Below are 20,398 nucleotides of genomic sequence, written 5' to 3'. Positions count from 1 at the left end.
CAATGGTCAATGTACTGCTAATTGGTATAGGTACCACTACTTTAACTGCCTTAGAGTCCTTAATTTCTCAGTGTCATGTTCAAGGAATAGTGCGTTATCCCGATACAGATGATCCTGTAGCTAATTTAGCTCAAAAAGCAAATATTCCCATATTTACAGATACCTCACAAACAGCAATTAAAGTACTAATTCTCAAATTTCAGCCAGATTGCGTGGTAGTTTCTTCTTATAATCAAATTCTGCCACCTGCACTGATTGAACTGTCTACATTCATCAATGTTCATTATTCTCCTTTGCCCCAATATCGAGGACGGGCTAATGTTAATTGGGCAATTATTAATGATGAACCTTGCGCGGCAATTAGCATTCATAAAATTTCACCTGATTTAGATGAAGGAAATATTTTCTTTCAACAGCTAATTCCCATTCATCGTAATGACACGGTAGCTGATTTGTATGACAGATTAAATGAAATTCAGAAGCAAAATTTAGGTGAGATAGTTGTTAAAGCCTTGAATGGTTACCCAGGAGTTCAGCAAAATAACGCTGAAGCTACTTATAGTTGTACTCGCCTACCTGAAGATGGTGAGATTAATTGGTCGGCTTCTACTAGAAGTATAGATTGTTTAATTCGGGCATTAGTTGCTCCTTTTCCTGGTGCTTACACATATTTTCAAGGAAAGAAACTCACAATTTGGCAAGCCCAGCCTGTAGATAATCCACCTGTTTATGTAGGACGCATACCCGGTAGAATTATCAATAGATCCAAAACAGATGGTTTTGTTGATGTGTTAAATGGTGATGGAGTGCTGAGAATTTTTACAGTTCAACTGACTGGAGAAGAAAAAACAGCAGCAGCTAATATCATTAAGTCTGTGAAAACTACTTTAGGCTTACAAACTTCTGATTTGCTAAATCGTATTCAACTTTTAGAAGCACAAATTAACCAATTACAAGAAAATGCAAAATAAGCGCGTATTAATTACAGGGGGAGCAGGTTTAGTTGGCTCCCATATTGCTGATTTATTAGTTAAAGAAGGCGTATCGGAAATTATTATTCTCGATAACTTCACACGCGGTCAAATTAAAAATTTAGCATGGGCAAAAGAACACGGGCCCTTAGTAGTTGTAGAAGGCGATATTAGAGACCAAAAACTGCTAGGCGAAGTTATGCAAGGCGTTGATGTTGTCTTTCATCAAGCAGCAATTCGCATTACTCAATGTGCAGAAGAACCACGTTTAGCTTTGGAAGTTTTAGCAGATGGCACTTTCAACGTATTGGAAGCAGCAGTCAAAGCCGATGTGAAAAAGGTAGTAGCTGCTTCTTCTGCTTCTATTTACGGGATGGCAGAAGATTTCCCCACTACAGAATCCCATCACCCATACAATAACCGCACCCTTTATGGTGCAGCCAAGGTCTTTAATGAAGGCTTATTACGCAGTTTCCATGATATGTATGGGCTAGATTATGTAGGTTTGCGCTACTTCAATGTCTACGGCCCGCGTATGGATATATACGGTGTCTATACTGAAGTTTTGATTCGCTGGATGGAACGCATCGCCGCAGGTCAACCACCACTAATTTTTGGCGATGGCAAACAAACAATGGACTTTGTATATATCGAAGACATTGCTAGAGCCAATATCTTAGCCGCTAAAGCTGATGTTACCGATGAGGTGTTTAACATTGCCAGTGGTGTAGAAAGCAGTTTGAATGACCTCGCGTATAGTTTGGCGAAAGTGATGGGATCAGATTTACAACCAGAATACGGCCCAGAACGCAAAGTCAACCCTGTACAGCGTCGGTTAGCAGATGTGAGCAAAGCTAAAGAATTATTGGGTTTTGAAGCCCAAGTATCTTTAGAAGAAGGATTACAACGGTTGGTAAGTTGGTGGCGCGAACAAAAGCTGGCAAAGGAAGCAAGCAATGTCTGAAAAAATTCAAACTATCCCCATTGCTAAACCTTGGATGGGAGAAGCTGAGGCAGAAGCAGCAAAGCGCCCGATTTTAGCTGGATGGGTAACACAGGGGCCAGAAGTTGCTGCTTTTGAGCAAGAGTTTGCTACCTATGTAGGAGCAAAATATGCTTGTGCTGTTTCCAATTGCACGACAGCGCTGCATTTGGCATTGTTAGCTGTTGGTGTCCAGCCAGGCGATGAAGTAATTACCGTCAGCCATTCTTATATTGCTACCGCTAACAGCATTCGCTACTGTGGCGCAATTCCAGTGTTTGTGGATATTGAACCGCAAACATATAACATCAACCCAATGTTAATTGAAGATGTAATTAGCGATTCCACCCGTGCAATTTTGGTAGTCCATCAAATTGGAATGCCTTGTGACTTAAAAGCAATTTTAGAAATTGCCCGCCGTTACAATTTACCAGTAATTGAAGACGCAGCTTGTGCTATTGGTAGTGAAATTCTCTGGGATGGACATTGGGAAAAAATCGGTAAGCCACATGGAGATATAGCTTGCTTTTCCTTCCACCCCCGCAAAATTATCTCCACTGGCGACGGTGGAATGCTTACCACCAACAACCCAGAGTGGGATAAACAGTTCCGCCTCTGGCGACAGCATGGAATGAGCGTACCTGACACCGTGCGCCACGGAGCCAAACAGGTAATATTTGAGTCATATCCTATGTTGGGCTACAACTACCGCATGACTGACATCCAAGCAGCAGTAGGGCGGGAACAACTTAAACGTCTACTGGAAATTGTCGAACGTCGGCGTTATTTGGCACAACGATATCAGGAATTACTAGCAGATATACCAGGGTTAAAGTTACCGACAGAACCAACTTGGGCAAAAAGTAACTGGCAAAGCTTCTGTGTCCGGCTACCAGAGAAATGCGATCAAGTGCAAGTGATGCAAGCAATGTTAGATGCTGGCGTATCTACCCGACGCGGTATTATGTGCGCCCATCGTGAGCCTGCTTACAGTATAGAAGCGTGGTCTTGTGGAATTGCTAATGATGCTTGTAATTGTGAGTTAGAAAAGTGTCAGCGTCTAACCGAAAGCGAACAAGCTCAAGAAAGAGCAATTATTTTACCACTATTCCATCAGATGACTGAGCAAGAACTGCAGCAGGTAGTTGAGCTATTAAAAGCAGCTTGTCAAGTTTGAAAAAGTTACCAAGGAAGTCTATGGAAAAATTAGCAACCGATATATTCACCCTGTGGAGAGAAGAAGGTCGCCAGAATATTCAACAAAATTTCGAGGTGTTTCGTAGTCTTGTCACACAAACCAAAGACTTGGCAGAACATGGTCAGTATGATGCAGCAGCAGTATATGCACAGATTGCAGGCCTTCATGCTGTACATCAACATTGTGGTCTCTTAGCAAGTTTTGAACTGGAACAAATCCTTACCTCTATTGGGTTAAAAACTATGCCAGGTAGTTTGTATAAGAATCATTCATTACCTGGACAACCAAAAAACATACTCCATGTTGCTAGCAATATTGCTGAACCCTTTAGTGGAATTCCCAGATTACTTCGACGTTGGATTCAGCAAGATAGTGATCGATCGCATTCACTTGTATTAACCCAACAATCACCACGTAATGTGCCAAAAATTTGCCAAGAAGCCGTGAGTAAAAGTAATGGTAAGATATACTTACTTAACGGATGCATTGGCGGTTTTGTATCCAGAGCCAAACGGCTACGGGAAATTGCGGCATCAGCAGATGTGGTTGTGGTTCATGCTTTAGAACATGATGTTATTCCCACAATTGCATTTGCAAATAAACTACAATCACCACCAGTGATACGCGTCAATCATGGTGACAACTGCTTCTGGTTTGGAGTTAGCACTAGCGATATAGTAGCTAACTTGCGAGTATCGGGTATGTACTTGTCACAAAATCGCAGAGGTATTGAAAAAGAGCGTAATATGCTCATACCTACTGTTTTAGAGCCTTTTTACAGAACCCTATCTAGAGCAGAGGCCAAGGAAAAACTGGGTCTTGCCAAAAACAGTGTGCTTCTTCTTTCTATTGCAAGACCACCGAAATACAGAAGTCTTGAGGGTATTAGTTTCGCTGATACACATATTCAATTGCTGAAGAAATATGACCAAGCCATTCTACTTGTAGTTGGCCCTGGTGAAAGCGAGGATTGGTCAGCAGCTATTCAGGAAACACAGGGCAGAATTATAGTACTTAAACAAACTGAAGATACATCGATTTTTTATCAAGCAGCTGACATTTATCTTGACTCATTTCCTTTTGTTTCAATTACATCGTTGCTAGAAGCTGGAAGTTATGGGTTACCTTTGGTTACTCGCTATCCATACTCTGATGGTTGTGAAATCTTAGGTGCTGATATGCCTGGTCTAGATGGCAATATGATTAGGGTACGTGACACTAAAGAGTATGAAGCAATTTTATCTCGCTTGATTGAAGATGAGAAATTCCGGCTATTCTTGGGAGAAGCTACTCAAAGAAAAATCACAGAAACACACATAGGAAATAATTGGCTCAAATTATTAAATGATATATATTTTCACGCTAGTATATTGCCTCGTGTAAATATACAAAGTCCTGTTAAGGATATGATGTTTTTGGGCGAACCAGATGTATTTTTTCCACGTATTCATGGGTTTAAAGTAGAAATAGAAGAATTATTTCGGTGGCACTTAAATGTCATGCCTGCTGATTTGCGGTTGCGTTTTTGGATAGATGATATTAAGAAGAACGGTTTTACTGGTTTAAGTCAATTAAAATATTTATTACCAGAATGGTTAAAATTCTTTTATTTGATTACAGAAAATAATTTTTTTCATCGACAGTAAGTTTTTTTGATTGCTTAACAAAAAAAATGATGGAAAATTTTAGATATCGTAATTATGAAAATAACAGTAATTATTCCGATATATAATCGGAGTAAAATGCTTACTCAAGCATTAGAATCACTACGATGGCAGAGTTATAAAGATTTCGTGGTGATGATTTGCGATGATGCATCCACAGCTAATCTCCAAGAGGTAGTAAACAAGTTTCCTGATTTAAATATTGAATATCTTCGTTATGACATGAATGTGGGACAGTTTGCAAATGCCATGCGTGGTGTAGAACGATGTCAAACACAATTTATCAAATTTCTTTACAGTGATGATCTTCTTTTTCCTAACGCTTTAGAAAAACAAGTTAAGGCTCTTGAAGATTCACCTAATACAGCAGTTTGTCTAGGAGAATACATAGAATTTAAGGAAGAAAATAATGATATTAGTTTATACAATATTATTTCTCCTTATATACCTGAATTAAGAACTAGAAAACAGTGGGCAAGGTTAGAAGAGTATGCTGGATTTATCCCCAGCGCTTGTATGTATCGTACGGAGTTTTTTCGCAATATAGGAGGATTTCACACTGCTCTTCCAGGTATAGGCGATTGGGAAATATTTGTTGCTTTGTCATATAAATATTCAGTGGTTGCAATTGACGAACCTGTTTGTGCGATGCGCTTACATAGCGATCAAGTGACAAAAAAATGTGGGGTAGACTCAGATGCCATCTATATCAAAGATGTATTATGGATGACATCCAATTCTAATCATTACAGAGAAAGGCTCGGTCTACCATTGTCTCAGCAGTTTTTTCTGCGACTCGATCAATGCTGGGTGAGTTTGCGTTCTATTGTTTCAGCACAGAATAAATTTGCATTACTGAAAAAGTGGTTAGGAATTTTTTCCTCTAATAAAATGCTGATACCATTTATTTTAGCTTTCCCTTGGTTTGTAGTTTTGAAGATTTTGCGGAAACCGAAGTTAAAGACAGATGGGGATGATGCTCTCAATAAAGAGGAATATGAGAATTATATATGCTCGATTGTTTTTGATAATTCTTCAGTCATTTTATCAAAATAAATAAATAAATAAATAAATTATTAATAATGAAACTTTGCTGGCTACTCCCTAATGATAAAAGTGGGGGCATATCTCCGGTAGCATTATCCTGTTGTCGTCAAGCTGCACAAACTGGATATGAAACCACGATGTTGTTTCTCAATAAACCTTCGTGGCTTACAAGTAATCAGTTTCAAGTATCATCATTAGGTTTAACCAATGGTGCAACAGAAACACCCAAAATGCTGCTGCAATGGTTAGAACAAAATCCTCAAGATGTGTTATTTTTTAACGGCTGTGAGGAATTTGATGTAATTATTCCTTACTTACCTGCCAAGATTAAATGTGTTTACGTTGTCCATGATACAGCTCCTTCCTATTGGTTGAGAGCTATAGCACAAGAGGATGCTTTAGAAGCAATTGTGGCTGTGTCTGAGACTGTAGCAAGTAAGTTTCGACACCAGTTAAAACGCTCAGATAAATTATCTGTAATTTATAATGGTTGCGTTTTTCCGGAAATAGAAAAATTAAATTATGTTAGGCAAGATGATTTAGTTTTTTTAGGTGGTGAAAATCCAACAAAGGGAGCCTTTGATATTCTAAATTTATGGAAATCTCTGATTAAATTGGGTTTTAAAGGCAAGCTGCATTGGTTTGGTAATATTACACCAAAATTTATTAGTAAAATTAGGCAATTACCTAATTCTGAGCAAATTAAAATTTATGGTTATGTGCCAAGAGATGTAATTTTCTCCATTGCTGCATCAGCAAAAGTTATCCTGATGTTAAGTAGAGTTGAACCCTTTGGGATGGCCACTATTGAAGCAATGGGTATGGGATGTATACCAGTTGCTTGGGATGTGGAAACTGGTACTAAAGAAATAGCCACAGCCAATAAAACAGGATTATATGCTCCTTTAGGTGACACCCAGGATTTAGCTCAAAAAGTTATCTTTGCTTGTGAGAATTATCCAGCTTTCAATCATGCTGTGATTGAATGTGCTAGGTCAAAATTTAATGAAACAGTAATGTGGAAAGGTTATGAATCTTTGATTGCAAAAATTTCCACTCTTCCAGCCATAAATAGAAGTAAACAGGGTCAACAACCCGCTTTATATCAACCTCCTATCCGTAGGTTTCAACTTTTACCTACAGGTTTACGTGCTGTAATTAGAGAATTGATTGGGCGATCGCCTACTCTTGGCTACTGGGTACGTGATTTGCGAGGGTGGTAATTTTTTACATTGAAGTATTTATTATGGGAAAACTCAGTTTTCTATATTTAGGTGCAAATAGTCCTTGGACTTATGGGATGGCAGAAGCTTTAGCTCAAAGTCACCTGACCTATGCAGTGCAGTTTTATGATTGGCGTACCTATCGCATCTTACGTCCCCAATGGTCTAGCCGCAAACCACCATCTCTATTAAAGAGGTCAATGCATGTATTACCTGCTGGTTATGCAGGACGATTAGAAAAAATATTTCGTTTTTATCTGCAATATTTAATACATAGTTGGTGCCAGCAAATCAAAGGAATTACTGGAGAATATCCTTGGGTAATAGCATCCGAACCTTATTTTACTCCTTGGTTACGGCAAGTACCTCAAGAAAAATTAATATATTACAATTTTGATGATTACGCGCTTTATCGGCCTGAGCAAAAAGATAAAATTCTCACACAAGAGCAGGAATTAATTACAAGGGCAAGCATTACCTTGTGTGCATCCTTTACCCAAATGATGACGCTAAGAGAACGACATCTTGATCAAGCTTCTCAGATTCATCATTATCCTCACGGGTTTGTTGACACCTACCTCAACCGCCAACCGGAAAATTCTCCAGAACCGATGACAGTGGGTTATGTGGGAAACTTGGGCGATCGCTTAGACTGGCAATTAATTTACCAAATTATTACAGCTTGTCCCGAAGTCACATTCGTGTTTGTAGGTGGTTTAGACGAGCAAATAATGCTAGAGCAAGGAAACTGGCAGAAAACTCGTCAAGCAGTCCTAGCCTTACCTAATGTTCGCCATATTGGCAAAGTTCCGTCCGATGAAGTAGCAAAACATTACTGGTCTTTTGCTGTGAATTGGATTCCTTACATAGTGGAACACCCATTTAACCAAGCAGCTTGTCCTACCAAAATCATGGATGGGATAGCCAGTGGTCACCCAATTTTAAGCACTGATATACCAGAGTGTCTTTTATATCCTGAGTGGATTAGTATTTTCCACAGTGTTGAAGATGCGATCGCTCTCATTCGCCAGCAGTTAGCCTGTTCAATGAAGCCCCAAGCTTATGAGAAAACTTTAAAGCAGCTAGAATTTGCTCAACAACATACCTGGAAACAACGCGCTCATACTCTAGAAAATTTATTATTGGGATTATAGGAATAGACTATGCAGCGTCGTAAATTTTTAAGTTTGTTTGGATTAAGCTCTTTGACTAGTCTTTTATCTGTTCTGTTGACAAATTATTTATCAAAAGCAGCACAGAAACTTACTAATAAAACTAATATTGCACAAATTCAAAACTTACCAACCAACTACGTAAATGTCAGGGCGTTTGGCCCACTTATTAGTGGTATTACTAATCTAGACTATATTATTAAGGCTAATACAGAAACTATTCAAGCTGCTATTAATACAGTAGGTGTAAATGGTGGAGGAAATATATATATACCTCAAGGAATATATCAAATAGCACCACTTAATTTGAATACTCAAGAGCCGTGTTCGCTGTTAATTAACTATGACAATATTACCTTGTTTGGTGATGGAATTGGTAAAACCATTCTTCAAAGTCGAGGGGATTACTCTTTAATTGATGGTAGAGTCGTTAGGGGTCATGGAATATTAATTAAAGGAACACTTGATTCGTTTAACCCTAGGAAAAACGTTACCATTAAAAATTTGGAATTAAATGGTGGAATTAAAGGATTTACAGGTAATCGTAATTGGCCTGCTGACCCGACTAATGGTGATGGTTGGGATCTTACTCACAAAGGAATTGCCTTAGATTTCAATACAAATTTAGACAATATAACTTTAGATTCTATTTCCGTACATAACTTTAGAGGTGAACTGATTTACGGTGGTGGAGGGGGAATTAGAAAATTAACTATATCAAAAACTCAATTAAAGAGTTCTAATGCTTCACTACTCAGTCTAGATGCAGACCTGACAGTTACGGAATGTGAATTCTCTGAAACTGCTACGGCATGGGTAGAAAATGCTCCGATAGCTCCCAACAAAAGTTATCAATTTCATAAATGTGTTTTTAAAGATTCTATTTATCAGGGTTTAGTGATAGGACAGGGCAATTTTCCTGATAATCACAACAAAATTATTACTGAATGTTCATTTTCTAACTCTCCTGATGGGGTTTGTGCTTTTAATGGAGTGAGTAATTTAGTTATCAAAAACAACTATTTTAATGATTGTAGAAATTGTTTTATTACTAGCGGTAAGAATCAAAACATAGAATTTTATTTAAATAAAATAAAAGGTAATACAGTAGGAGTAACAGCGGCAAATCTTTCTGGTAATTTAACGAATATAATTATTAAAAATAATGTTCTGACTGCAAGTGATATAGATAAAAGAGCTTGTATTTATTATTGGGGCGATTTCCAGAATATAGTTATAGAAGACAATATATTTGAAAACTGCCGCACTCCTGAGCAATCTTCTAACATAACCAATGAGCGACCATTATTCCGTAATAATAAATACTTCAATGTAGACAGAAGAGACTTACAAGGAAAATCTAACTTTTGGCAAGAACCTCCATATATTATAGAGCCAAAATTTGAAGAAGTCTTAGTAGAAAATAATACAAAAAATCGAGTAATTCAAGTCAGCATGAGTATTGATAAATATGTTGACGGGCAGGAGGTGATGATTATGGTTGATGGTAGCCGTGGGCAAATTAAATTTCCTAAAAAATCTAGTAAAATCCAATGTCGAAAAGAGAGATATCTAAGATATAAAGATGACAAATTACAATTAAGATTTCAGAAAGCTGACAATAAGTGGTATGAAATCGCTTATTCAAGTCACACTTCATCAACCGATAACAATGTTTGACAAATCTTCATCCTGGCTATGTTGCCAAATAGGTGCACGAGAGCATTATGCTCTGCCTAGGGCTTTACATCAAGCAGGAGAACTTACTAACCTGATCACGGATGCTTGGATTTCACCTAATTCTGTAATTAATAGACTGCCTCCAGGTTGGTTAACAAATTTGCGGGAACGGTTTCATCCAGATTTAGCCACGGCATCTGTAACATCCTTTACTGACTCTTTAATTAACTTTGAAATAGCTCAAAGAATTCAAAAAACTTCTGGATGGCAGCGTGTGATTACCAGGAATAACTGGTTTCAAAAACTTGCATTACAATCACTCAAAGCCATCAACCCAAAACTCAAATCTCGCACTATATTATTTTCTTATAGCTATGCAGCTTTAGAACTATTTCGCTATGCTAAATCTCAAGGATGGTACACTATTTTAGGTCAAATTGATCCTGGAGAAGTAGAAGAGAAATTAGTTCTAGAAGCACATTCTAAATATCCTGCCTATCAATCTAGTTGCGAGGCTGCACCACCCAATTATTGGCAAAATTGGCAAGAAGAATGTTTATTAGCTGACAAGATTTTAGTTAACTCTAATTGGTCAAATCAAGCGTTACAGCAATTAGGTATACCTGAAGAAAAAATTAACATCATTCCGCTTGCCTATCAACCACCAATCGAAGCACATAATTTTGTACGTACCTATCCAGCTAACTTTTCGGTAGAACGTCCACTGAGGGTGCTATTTTTAGGGCAAGTCATATTGCGAAAAGGTATTGCTGCACTGTTAGAAGCAGCAGAAATTTTACATAGTGAACCAATTGAATTTTGGATAGTTGGTTCTCAAGGTATTCCTCTACCTCAATATTCTCATTCCAAGATAAATTGGGTAGGTGCAGTGTCTAGAAGTGCCACAGCCAGGTATTATCAAATGGCAGATGTATTTATATTTCCTACTCTCTCTGATGGATTTGGAATTACGCAACTAGAAGCACAGGCTTGGAATCTACCCATAATTGCTTCCAAATTTTGTGGTGAAGTAGTGAAAGATAACATTAATGGATTAATTTTGCCAGAAGTTACAGCATCTGCGATCGCACAGAAGTTGCAATTTTGCCTGAATAATCCTCAAAAACTAGAAGCATTATCCCAAAAATCCACCGACACTGCTGTTTTTAATTTGGACAAATTACAGCATTCGCTCCAAATTCTGCCCTATGCTGTCTCTTAGCTATCAAATTGTACGATTAATTAAAAATCACGAGACGGTACAAGAAAAATAACAAAGGGATAAATTTAGCATAATTACTATTAAAGAAGCATTAATATTAAAACTGCATGGCAGAAGTATATCGAAATATTTTAGTCTGTATTTGCTTAGGATTATTAATCTGGGGAGTCATTCGCATTGAGCGAATTTACCAATACCCATTTTTTATGGGTTGTATGTTTCTTTCCTTTATTTTGCCTCAAGCATTCGCTTTAATCGCAAATCCTGGTACAGGAGTTAGCCCAACAGTACTAGAAAACGTTTTATTAGTATCATCTATTTGTGCTGCTTCCTGTTGGATAGGCTATCAAATGAAGCCTAATAAAAAGTTATTACAGTTGCTCAACATAGAAACTGACGAGCGGAAGTTATTTATAGGAGGAATCATGCTCATGGCAGAGGCATGGTTCTTTAATTTTTTACTTTCTCGGACAACTGTTCAAGTAGCAGAAAATTATAATTGGACAGGCCCAGCCACGATATATCTCTTCTTTATTCAAGCTGGGAATATAGCTTTTGGAATTTTTCTTTTACAGGCACTAAAACGTCCTCGATTTCTGAATATCATTTTTACAGTAATTTCTGGCTGGCCTCTATTTAATAGTGTGCTGATCGGCCGTCGTCAACCAACAATGACATTTGCTATTATTATCGGTATTTCATTGTTTTTGATTTATCGTTATGTCCCTCCTCGATGGTTAGTTGTCACAGGAATGTTACTAGTAACTTTCCTTATTCCTTTGTTTGGCGATTTACGTGGAGGTGTTTGGAATTTAATCTTTAGTGGAAATTGGCAGGCAATATTATCTGCTGTAGAGCAATCATTTAGCTCTCAGCAAAAGGGAGATTTTTTAGAACTCAGAAATGCAGCATTAATAATTGATGTAGCCAATAAGACAAGTTTATATGGTTTTGGAACTGGATGGTGGGATAGTATAGTTTTTCAATTTGTACCAGGACAAATTGTAGGCTTTGACTTTAAAAAATCTCTACAGTTTAACTTGTGGGACACCTATGTCATACAACTGAAGAATTTATATGGCTATATTCGTCCTAATGGTTCTACAATTACTGGTGTTGGCGATTGCTTTATGGAATTTGGCTACCTAGGATGCTTTATTTATGCACTAATAGCATATATTTTTAAACATCTTTGGATTTGTGGCGTTAATTATAAAAATACTTTTTGTCAAATACTTTATATGGGATTAATCAGCCCAGCTATGATCTGTTTAACGCATGGTGTGGGAACATTTTTACAACAGGGAATTTTTCAAGTTATCTTTATTGGATTAGTAACCTATTACTCGAGGGGTAAATATACATTACCTACTAAGCGCTACAAGAAAGCTAGATAAATATTAATTAATTCCCAGCCTTATATTAATATCAGTATCTTTTTTCCTAAATAAGATATTTTTTGTCTTTAAATAATTCATTTACAAAAAACTTTGTCATCAAAAATGAGTAGTCGTACTGTACTTCTTATAAGTTCTAATTCTAGTGAGCGAGGTGGGGGAGAGCGTTACTTAGTCTACTTAAATCAAGGTTTACGCTTGTTGAACTATGAAGTACATGTGTTACTTTCTACAGTTAGTTATATGGATAATTGGGCTAGTTTATTAGCCACAGAAAAAGCTCATGTACACCGCATAAATCTTACAGGATTGCGTTCTCGACCATTGCGATTTATGCAATCAATTTTAGATAAAAATCAACAATTGAAATTAGCTCAATTATGTAAACAAATTTCCCCTGATGCCATTCTGATTAACCAGCAATACGATGAAGATGGATTAGATTATATTGCTGGTGCTTTAATGGCAAATGTTGCTCCTGTGGGGGGCACAATGCATATGCCAATGACAGGTAACAAACATCAAAGACCTTTGGGCAAATTGCGAGGTCAATTACTACGTCAATGGTATAAAAAACACCCATACTCTTTAATTCTTGTTTCCCAAGGTAGCCAAAAAGAATTTGAAAATTACTATAGCTATCCACGTCCTACAAAGATAGTTAATTATGGATGCCCTTTTCCGGAAATTACTGCATCTCATCCACCGCTTCCTAGTAGTTGGGTGGAACCATTACCAATAATTGGCTTCTCTGGTCAATTTGTTTACCAAAAAAATCTCTCATTATTGTTAAATGCATGGTTATATACCATAAAACAGGGAGTTAAAAGCCGATTGTTACTTATAGGCGATGGGCCAGAAAGAAATAATTTAGAACAATATTTGCGTAATCATGCTCCTGAAAATACATGGCACATCACAGGCTGGCAGCAACATCCAGAGGCATACTTATCTGTATTAGATATTTACACCATGACCAGCCATTTTGAAGGTTTACCTCTAGCACTGCTAGAAGCGGCGGGTCGGGGAGTACCTACTGTAGTTACCAATTTTAATGGCGCTGTGGATGTTGCTGAACGTGCTTCATGGGTAAGTATTGCGACTAATCCTAATCCTGAATCAGTAGGTCAAGCATTAATTAAGTCAATTAATAATCTTTCCTGGCTCAAGCAAGAAGCCGGAAATGGAAAAAAAGATTTCCAGAAATATTTTTCTTTAGCAAGAATGGCAAGTGAAACCCTAGCTGCACTTGGGATAGCTTAGGTATTAAACAAATGCATATTGTTGTAATTTTTATCAATGTTGGCAGTTATCATGCTGCACGCTTACGTGCTGCTTATTCTGCTTGTCAGGAAAAAGGTTGGCAGTTTACAGCTATTCAAGTCACAGATGATACCTTAGAACATCCTTGGGGGGATTTAGAGCGAGAAATTACATTTCCGCTAAAAACCTTACTGCCTAAGAATGATGAGTCTTCATATGCAGAACAGGCGGCGGCTGTACTTCCTGGTTTTTTAGACAACTTACAACCAAGTGCTGTTGTGATTCCTGGTTGGGGTTTTCCAGTATCCCGCGCTGCGCTTTCTTGGTGTAAGCACCATCAAGTACCAGCGATTTTGATGAGTGAAACCAAGTGGGATGATGAAAAACGTCTCTGGTGGAAGGAGAAAATCAAGTTTTGGCTACTGATTGGCAAGTTTGATGCAGCTTTAGTGGGGGGTAAACTACATCGTGACTATTTGATGGAGTTAGGTTTTCCCCGCGATCGCATTTTTCTGGGATACGATGCTGTTGATAACGATTATTTTGCCAAACAAGCTGAGATAGCAAGGTTCGATCCGGTTGAAACAAGACGGCGAAATCCCCAGATACCGACTAAACCTTATTTCATTGCTGTCACTCGTCTACTCAAACGGAAAAATGTCTTTGGCCTTGTACAAGCATTTGCAGCTTATCACCAACAAATGGGAAATGAGCAAGCATGGGATTTAGTCATTTGTGGTAGCGGTGAAGAAGAAGCGGAAATTCGCAATTTTATTATGGAACAAAAATTGCAAGATGCTGTATATTTACCAGGTTTTATCCCTTACCAAAATATTGGCGATTGGTATGGATTAGCTAATGCTTTTGTCCATCCCGCTTTGCAAGAACAGTGGGGTCTAGTACTGAACGAAGCTTGTGCTGCTGGACTACCAGTACTCTGTAGCCGTACTGTAGGCGCTCGTTATGAACTTATAGATCATGGTCGAAATGGCCTGCTATTCGATCCAGAAAGTGTTTTAGATATGACTGATGCTTTGAAAACTATTCATCAGATGGATGCAGATTTAAGAATAAAAATGGGCAGGAATAGCCAAGAAATCGTTGAAAATTTTAGCCCACAAGTTTTTGCAGATGGCTTATTAAAAGCAATTCAAGCATCATTAAATGGGTAGTTACAAAATAGCTTGCGCCTTTGGAAGATATACAGCGTACCTAATTTACCTGAAATACGCTGTATATCTGAAAATAATTGAATTTAACTGCTGCCCAAGCTTACTAACTTAACTCACAGTAAATATTCCAACTACTGACCTAGTAAATCTAGGTTCAATCACTTCTGCAGATTTTTGTGGAAGTGATTTGGACTGCTTATTTACATAAAGTTAGCAATTTTGATTCGTCTAATTTCCTAAATTCATAGCCTCACATGAAAGTACTAATTTTTATACCTTATGTTGGTTCACATTATGGTGGAACTTCAAAGGCAACTAGAGAATTCGCTGACACTCTTAGTAGCTTAGGAGCTAATGTAGATTTAATTACTACTGATGCGAATGGCTCGGATAAATTAGACGTACCATTAAATAAATGGATATATCAAAAATCTTATAAAATCAGATATTTCTCTTGCTGGCATCGCCATGATTTTATTGTTAGCTTATCTTTAATTTACTGGCTAATTAAGCATATTAAGGATTATGATATCGTCCACACTAATACAGTCTTTTCACCACTGGTTTTCTTAGTACACTTACTTTGCCAATGGCGCAAAATTCCCTATGTAGTTACACCGCACGGAATGCTTGAGCCTTGGGCTTTGTCTTACAAAGCCTGGAAGAAAAGAATCTACTATAATTTATTGGAAAAACCTGCTTTAAAAAAAGCTAGTGTTATTCAAGTAATTGCTAATGCTGAAGCTAGTAACGTCAAAAAATTAGGATTTCGTAATTTAGTTGTTGTTCCTAACGGCATTCATCGCCAAGAATTTGAAAATCTACCAACAGATGAAATTTTCTATGAGCAATTTCCAGAAACAAGAAATAAAACTCTACTGCTATTTTTAGGAAGAATTGATCCTAAAAAAGGTTTAGATTTACTTGCTCCTGCTTTTGGCAAAATTCATAAAAAATTTCCCCAAACTCATTTAGTAGTAGCAGGGCCAGATTCTACCGGATTTCTGGCAACAGTTAGGCGCTATTTTGTCCAAGCAGGTTGTTTAGAAGCTGTTACCTTTACAGGTATGCTTACAGGTAAATTGAAACAAGCAGCTTTGGTCGCAGCTGATTTATATGTTGCACCTTCTTACTCAGAAGGTTTTAGCATGTCTGTCTTGGAAGGTATGGCTTCAGGTTTACCCTGTGTGATTACCACCGGATGTAATTTTCCCGAAGCTGCTCAGGCTCAGGCTGCACACATTGTTGACACTAATTCTGATGAAATTGCTAACGCCTTAATTGACTGTTTAAGCAATCCAACACAGGCCCAAACAATGGGCGATCGCGCTCGTAAATTAATTTTCCGCAATTATACTTGGGAGCGTGCTGCTGAAAAGTTAGTGAAAGTTTATCAAGCAATTATCGATAGAAAAGCATTACCAGAATATCAAGATTTTATTCCAGCAAAATCTGGTAGGGAAATCTAATTTTAAAATTAATTATGTCAAAATTTTTGGTGCCTTAATTCAACACTAATTAGTGCCAAAAATTGGTAAAAATGTAGATTTCAAAAGCTAGAATGCGCCTATCGGTAAAATGTATAGTCGTCGTAAACTGAAAAAATATAGGTTTTTGGCTGTAGCGAGTTTGATTCTTACCCTATTAGCGATCATTCCTTTGCGTTTAGCGATCGCAACAACTCAAACACCCCACCCTCAAGCCTTTCTTACCTTAGGTGGCGATCCTCCTAGGGAACAATATACTGCTGAACTAGCTAAATGGTATCCATCGTTAGAAGTTTGGGTGTCTTCTCCTCCAGAACCAGATAAGACATATGCATTGTTTCAAGCTGCAAATATCGCTACTCGGTTACATATAGATAATCGTGCTACTGATACGGTTACTAACTTTACTACCTTAGTTTCAGATTTTAAGAAACGCCAGATTCAGCATCTCTACCTGGTAACATCTAAAAATCATATGCCTAGAGCCACAGCGATCGCTTTTTTTGTTCTAGGTAGTCAAGGAATCGTTTTCACTCCACTTTCTGTACCATCCGATCAACCTCAAGAATCGGTAATTCGTATTCTGCGAGATATTGCTCGCTCCTTACTCTGGATAATCACAGGTTATACAGGAGCCAATCTTTAGTATCCTTTTTGCATCTATAAATTATGCGTCTAGATCAATATACTGTCGGTACTTACACCCCAGGTGCACCCTACTGGAAACAACTTCTCTGGTATTTTATCGGGTCGCCTTTGGTTGAAAGTTATTGGCTTCCCATGTCATCGTTAAAAGTCTGGATACTACGCAGCTTTGGTGCCACTATTGGTCAACAAGTTAGGATTAAACCAGGAGTAAAGGTCAAGTTTCCTTGGCGATTAAGTATTGGTGATTTTGCTTGGATTGGGGAAAATGCTTGGATTGATAACCTAGCACCTGTGATTATTGAAAGTCATGTTTGTTTATCTCAAGGAGTCTATCTCTGCACTGGCAATCATAACTGGAATCATCCTGATTTTAAACTGATGCCTGCTCCTATCTACATTCAAGAGAGTAGTTGGATTGCAGCTAAGTCTGTAATTGGCCCAGGAGTGACAATTGGTAAAGGTGCAGTGCTGACCTTGGGTGGCGTAACTGGGTCTTCTTTAGAACCAATGATTATTTATGCTGGTAATCCGGCTCAACCCATCAAAAAGAGATTCAATTATTAATATTAATAGGTTTTTTATTTTCAAAAAATCATCATTGCCGCCAAAATTTGAAAATGTTACGTAAGAAAAATATAAGGCTGGATTTTCGCCGCAAAAACTAAAATTAGATAAAAAATGGAAACTAAAACTGGTAGTTTTGTGAGCTGTTTTATTTTGTAAAATGAATAAAATACTGTGACAAGGTAATTTTTTAAGCAATTGCACTATTAGATGTTTCACTTCTAGATATCAAAGAATTAGTTACTTGCAATTTAGATTAGCTTTGATATCTGATACATCATTTATCGAAAAAAATTGAGTTTTAGTGAATAATTTGCTTTTGGCAAACTCCAAGTTTCAAGATGGACTGAGTTACAGCAGATTGCCAGTTGGTAGGGCGGATAATTATAAGTGCATAGCACTGCAATGCGCCTACTTGAGTACCTCATTATTTACCTAAAATAAGCTGTAGATTGATAATTACATATACATTCATTATTTGTTTTTATTTAAATATTTTTCTACGAAAAAATAAAAATATCCTAAAAATTACCTGCTATGAATAGCACACTTGAATATGTGAGATTAATTCTTCTTTGGGTATAAGGGAAGTAATCCCTCATATATCATGTAACTAGCAGATATGTAGTCAAGGATTGATGGTAGTTGCTGAATCTTGCAAATGCATCAAATATACTGTTATATAAAGTTTTTAATGTCGAAATTTAAATATTTATCAGTAAAAACGGCAAAAGCAGGAGATTAAGACCTAAAATACATAGACTAATACTATATACCACTGTTTCTAGTGTTAACATTGAGATTAGATTTGTAAAATTTACTAGTATCGATGTTCTACTGGTCTGTTTTTCAGCAGTTAAATCAGCAAACTCCATCTGCAAACTTTGATATTACTTACTAATGTAAGGACTGCAATATGAGACACAGGATAAAAACTTAGAACTATATCCAGCAACGATTCGGTGCTTTACCACTAAAACAAAATCATATATAGCTAAGTATAACAAAAATGCTAATCTCTTCAGAAAGTCCTCCACAAGATTTAGTTCTACTCAAATCTGATAATTCTCCGTTAGAGGTACACTCTGATGAATGGGAATCACGAATAGCACAATTAGTTGGTTTTGAAGATGAATCTGCATCTGTTGATACGGAAGCAGTATCAGAGGCTGCTGAATTGCAGCCATCATTACCTGAACCATCAGAAGTTAAAACTGAGCAGTCACTGTCATCTAATCCCTTTGCTAAGTTAGGTGTGGTAAGTACTGCCACTTTAGCTATAGTGTTAGTTGCTGGCGCATTTTTATCGCAGTTGATGGGTAGTAATCAAAAGCCCAAAAAGAATATTATTGTTTCTCCAGAAATGCAGCCGACAACCACAAAAGACTCAATTTCTGAAGATTTAGCAGCAGAAGTAGAAACTCTTAAAACTAAATTAGCCCTTACAGAACAAGCAGACGCTATCAAATTAGCACAACAAAAATTAAGGAGTGGAAAACTCATATCTGCTTCTCAGGTAGCCAATCAACGAAATTCGCAACCAGATACTTTTCCAGATAGACGAACTGTGTTACCTATAATACCAACACCCCCATTACCACCATCAGCAGTTAATGCACCCCGTGTAGTCACTGTTGAGCGCATTGTCAGACCTCCCTATCCTCAACAAACGCCTTTTCCTCTACCTTCGCTGTTACCACAACCAATAGTTACCAACCCAAATCCTCAGCCATTAATTAATATAACTCCATCACCGACACCGAACCCGCTTCAAGAATGGTCAAAGTTAGCAAAGTTAGGTAGCTATGGACAGGTTGCTGTCACTAATACACCTAATGTGAATGCAACCACTCCGATCAACCAAAGAAATGAGCCAGTACAGCCACAGAGTAATAATCCTCAGCCTGAACAACCCAGACAGCAAACTTCTGTGGTTAGTCAAGTATCATCGCAGAGTCCAAAATCTATAGCCATTGGTAGTAGTGCTAAAGCTGTTTTGGCGACAGCAGTATTTGGAGAAACCAGTAAATCTTCCAATAGCGATGACAAAAATGTTTTTGTAGTACGTTTAAAAGAGCCATTAAAAGCAGTGGATGGTGCGATCGCTATTCCTGCAAATACCGAATTATTAGCTGAAATTGGTTCTCTTTCCGAACAAGGCTTACTGCAAATGAAAGTAGTAAAAATGATTGCCAAAGATAATGGAAATCTTACGGAAAGAAGCTTACCAGAAAATGCGATGATGGTGCGTGCATCCCAAGGTAGACCTCTAATCGCCAACCAATTCCCTAATAGGGGTTCATCTATTTTAGGTATGGATATAGGACTATTTGTCTTAGGTGGCCTTGGTAAAGCAGCAGAGTTAACTAACCGTACAGAATCTCAAGTTGTGACTACAAATGCTGGTGGTACTGTCATTAGTAATACCAACCCACAACGCAACATTTGGGCGGGAGTTTTAGAAGGTGGAATGAACACTGTGGTTCCCCAAATTACCCAACGCAATCAACAAGCGATCGCCCAAATGAGCCAAAGAACTAATGTTTGGTTTTTACCTGCGGGTACAGCAGTTGAAATCTACGTTAATCAATTGATGCAATTGTAAGTAGGTCGGCGAAATTTAAAGATAACTGGCTGAGGCTGTCATTTGTTCTTGGTCATTTGTCCTTGGTCATTTGTTATTGGTAAGGATTTCAAGCCTATTGTTT

The 20,398-nt window shown here is 37.7% G+C and carries 16 protein-coding genes; all 16 read left to right on the top strand.

What is annotated here, in order from left to right:
* Nucleotides 1–2 precede the first annotated feature (2 nt).
* The 16 genes from HG267_RS08100 to HG267_RS08025 all read left to right on the top strand — a co-directional run bounded on the left by HG267_RS08100 (nucleotide 3) and on the right by HG267_RS08025 (nucleotide 20,295).
* Entirely contained in the window at nucleotides 3–971 is a 969-nt protein-coding gene (locus HG267_RS08100; RefSeq protein ID WP_045872841.1) for a methionyl-tRNA formyltransferase, read from the top strand.
* Nucleotides 961–1,935 (top strand): NAD-dependent epimerase/dehydratase family protein, encoded by a 975-nt coding sequence (locus HG267_RS08095; protein WP_045872840.1) that lies wholly within the window; start codon nucleotides 961–963, stop codon nucleotides 1,933–1,935. The genes HG267_RS08100 and HG267_RS08095 overlap by 11 nt, the downstream gene beginning before the upstream one ends.
* On the top strand, nucleotides 1,928–3,130 hold the full coding sequence (locus HG267_RS08090) for a DegT/DnrJ/EryC1/StrS family aminotransferase (protein WP_045872839.1): 1,203 nt from the start codon (nucleotides 1,928–1,930) through the stop codon (nucleotides 3,128–3,130). The genes HG267_RS08095 and HG267_RS08090 overlap by 8 nt, the downstream gene beginning before the upstream one ends.
* 20 nt (nucleotides 3,131–3,150) lie before the next feature.
* On the top strand, nucleotides 3,151–4,797 hold the full coding sequence (locus HG267_RS08085) for a glycosyltransferase (RefSeq protein WP_045872838.1): 1,647 nt from the start codon (nucleotides 3,151–3,153) through the stop codon (nucleotides 4,795–4,797).
* A gap of 54 nt (nucleotides 4,798–4,851) precedes the next feature.
* Entirely contained in the window at nucleotides 4,852–5,871 is a 1,020-nt protein-coding gene (locus tag HG267_RS08080; protein WP_045872837.1) for a glycosyltransferase family 2 protein, read from the top strand.
* 26 nt (nucleotides 5,872–5,897) lie between these two features.
* Nucleotides 5,898–7,085, top strand: a complete 1,188-nt coding sequence (locus HG267_RS08075) for a glycosyltransferase family 4 protein (protein WP_045872836.1) — start codon at nucleotides 5,898–5,900, stop codon at nucleotides 7,083–7,085.
* Between the two features lie 23 nt (nucleotides 7,086–7,108).
* Nucleotides 7,109–8,239: a hypothetical protein gene (locus HG267_RS08070; protein WP_045873021.1), complete on the top strand. Its 1,131-nt coding sequence runs from the start codon at nucleotides 7,109–7,111 to the stop codon at nucleotides 8,237–8,239.
* Between the two features lie 9 nt (nucleotides 8,240–8,248).
* Nucleotides 8,249–9,937, top strand: coding sequence for a right-handed parallel beta-helix repeat-containing protein (locus tag HG267_RS08065; RefSeq protein ID WP_045872835.1), 1,689 nt, complete (start codon nucleotides 8,249–8,251; stop codon nucleotides 9,935–9,937).
* A complete protein-coding gene (locus HG267_RS08060) occupies nucleotides 9,888–11,159 on the top strand; it encodes a glycosyltransferase family 4 protein (protein ID WP_263420037.1) in 1,272 nt (423 codons plus the stop codon). The genes HG267_RS08065 and HG267_RS08060 overlap by 50 nt, the downstream gene beginning before the upstream one ends.
* A 107-nt stretch (nucleotides 11,160–11,266) precedes the next feature.
* Complete coding sequence (locus tag HG267_RS08055; protein ID WP_045872833.1) at nucleotides 11,267–12,556, top strand: hypothetical protein; 1,290 nt, start codon at nucleotides 11,267–11,269, stop codon at nucleotides 12,554–12,556.
* Between the two features lie 105 nt (nucleotides 12,557–12,661).
* Entirely contained in the window at nucleotides 12,662–13,819 is a 1,158-nt protein-coding gene (locus HG267_RS08050) for a glycosyltransferase (RefSeq protein ID WP_045872832.1), read from the top strand.
* A gap of 11 nt (nucleotides 13,820–13,830) precedes the next feature.
* Nucleotides 13,831–14,991, top strand: coding sequence for a glycosyltransferase family 4 protein (locus tag HG267_RS08045; RefSeq protein ID WP_045872831.1), 1,161 nt, complete (start codon nucleotides 13,831–13,833; stop codon nucleotides 14,989–14,991).
* A 254-nt stretch (nucleotides 14,992–15,245) separates the two neighbouring features.
* Nucleotides 15,246–16,460, top strand: coding sequence for a glycosyltransferase (locus HG267_RS08040; RefSeq protein ID WP_045872830.1), 1,215 nt, complete (start codon nucleotides 15,246–15,248; stop codon nucleotides 16,458–16,460).
* A gap of 109 nt (nucleotides 16,461–16,569) precedes the next feature.
* The gene (locus HG267_RS08035; protein ID WP_045872829.1) at nucleotides 16,570–17,124 is read left to right on the top strand and encodes a YdcF family protein; all 555 of its coding nucleotides are present in this window, start codon (nucleotides 16,570–16,572) and stop codon (nucleotides 17,122–17,124) included.
* Nucleotides 17,125–17,147: 23 nt separating this feature from the next.
* The gene (locus tag HG267_RS08030; protein WP_045872828.1) at nucleotides 17,148–17,690 is read left to right on the top strand and encodes a WcaF family extracellular polysaccharide biosynthesis acetyltransferase; all 543 of its coding nucleotides are present in this window, start codon (nucleotides 17,148–17,150) and stop codon (nucleotides 17,688–17,690) included.
* A 1,000-nt stretch (nucleotides 17,691–18,690) separates the two neighbouring features.
* Complete coding sequence (locus tag HG267_RS08025; protein ID WP_045872827.1) at nucleotides 18,691–20,295, top strand: TrbI/VirB10 family protein; 1,605 nt, start codon at nucleotides 18,691–18,693, stop codon at nucleotides 20,293–20,295.
* Nucleotides 20,296–20,398: the final 103 nt, after the last annotated feature.

This window comes from Tolypothrix sp. PCC 7601, from assembly GCF_025677855.1.
Taxonomy (GTDB): Bacteria; Cyanobacteriota; Cyanobacteriia; order Cyanobacteriales; family Nostocaceae; genus Aulosira; species Aulosira diplosiphon.
The sequence above is the reverse complement of the archived record's forward strand: the minus strand, read 5'-3'. Positions and strand labels throughout refer to the sequence as shown.

Coding starts and splice junctions, on each gene's coding strand:
- HG267_RS08030 (WP_045872828.1), top strand. CDS start 17,148: ATGCGTCTAGATCAATATACTGTCGGTACTTACACCCCAGGTGCACCC.
- HG267_RS08085 (WP_045872838.1), top strand. CDS start 3,151: ATGGAAAAATTAGCAACCGATATATTCACCCTGTGGAGAGAAGAAGGT.
- HG267_RS08070 (WP_045873021.1), top strand. CDS start 7,109: ATGGGAAAACTCAGTTTTCTATATTTAGGTGCAAATAGTCCTTGGACT.
- HG267_RS08040 (WP_045872830.1), top strand. CDS start 15,246: ATGAAAGTACTAATTTTTATACCTTATGTTGGTTCACATTATGGTGGA.
- HG267_RS08065 (WP_045872835.1), top strand. CDS start 8,249: ATGCAGCGTCGTAAATTTTTAAGTTTGTTTGGATTAAGCTCTTTGACT.
- HG267_RS08045 (WP_045872831.1), top strand. CDS start 13,831: ATGCATATTGTTGTAATTTTTATCAATGTTGGCAGTTATCATGCTGCA.
- HG267_RS08095 (WP_045872840.1), top strand. CDS start 961: ATGCAAAATAAGCGCGTATTAATTACAGGGGGAGCAGGTTTAGTTGGC.
- HG267_RS08100 (WP_045872841.1), top strand. CDS start 3: ATGGTCAATGTACTGCTAATTGGTATAGGTACCACTACTTTAACTGCC.
- HG267_RS08055 (WP_045872833.1), top strand. CDS start 11,267: ATGGCAGAAGTATATCGAAATATTTTAGTCTGTATTTGCTTAGGATTA.
- HG267_RS08035 (WP_045872829.1), top strand. CDS start 16,570: ATGTATAGTCGTCGTAAACTGAAAAAATATAGGTTTTTGGCTGTAGCG.
- HG267_RS08060 (WP_263420037.1), top strand. CDS start 9,888: ATGAAATCGCTTATTCAAGTCACACTTCATCAACCGATAACAATGTTT.
- HG267_RS08090 (WP_045872839.1), top strand. CDS start 1,928: ATGTCTGAAAAAATTCAAACTATCCCCATTGCTAAACCTTGGATGGGA.
- HG267_RS08080 (WP_045872837.1), top strand. CDS start 4,852: ATGAAAATAACAGTAATTATTCCGATATATAATCGGAGTAAAATGCTT.
- HG267_RS08050 (WP_045872832.1), top strand. CDS start 12,662: ATGAGTAGTCGTACTGTACTTCTTATAAGTTCTAATTCTAGTGAGCGA.
- HG267_RS08075 (WP_045872836.1), top strand. CDS start 5,898: ATGAAACTTTGCTGGCTACTCCCTAATGATAAAAGTGGGGGCATATCT.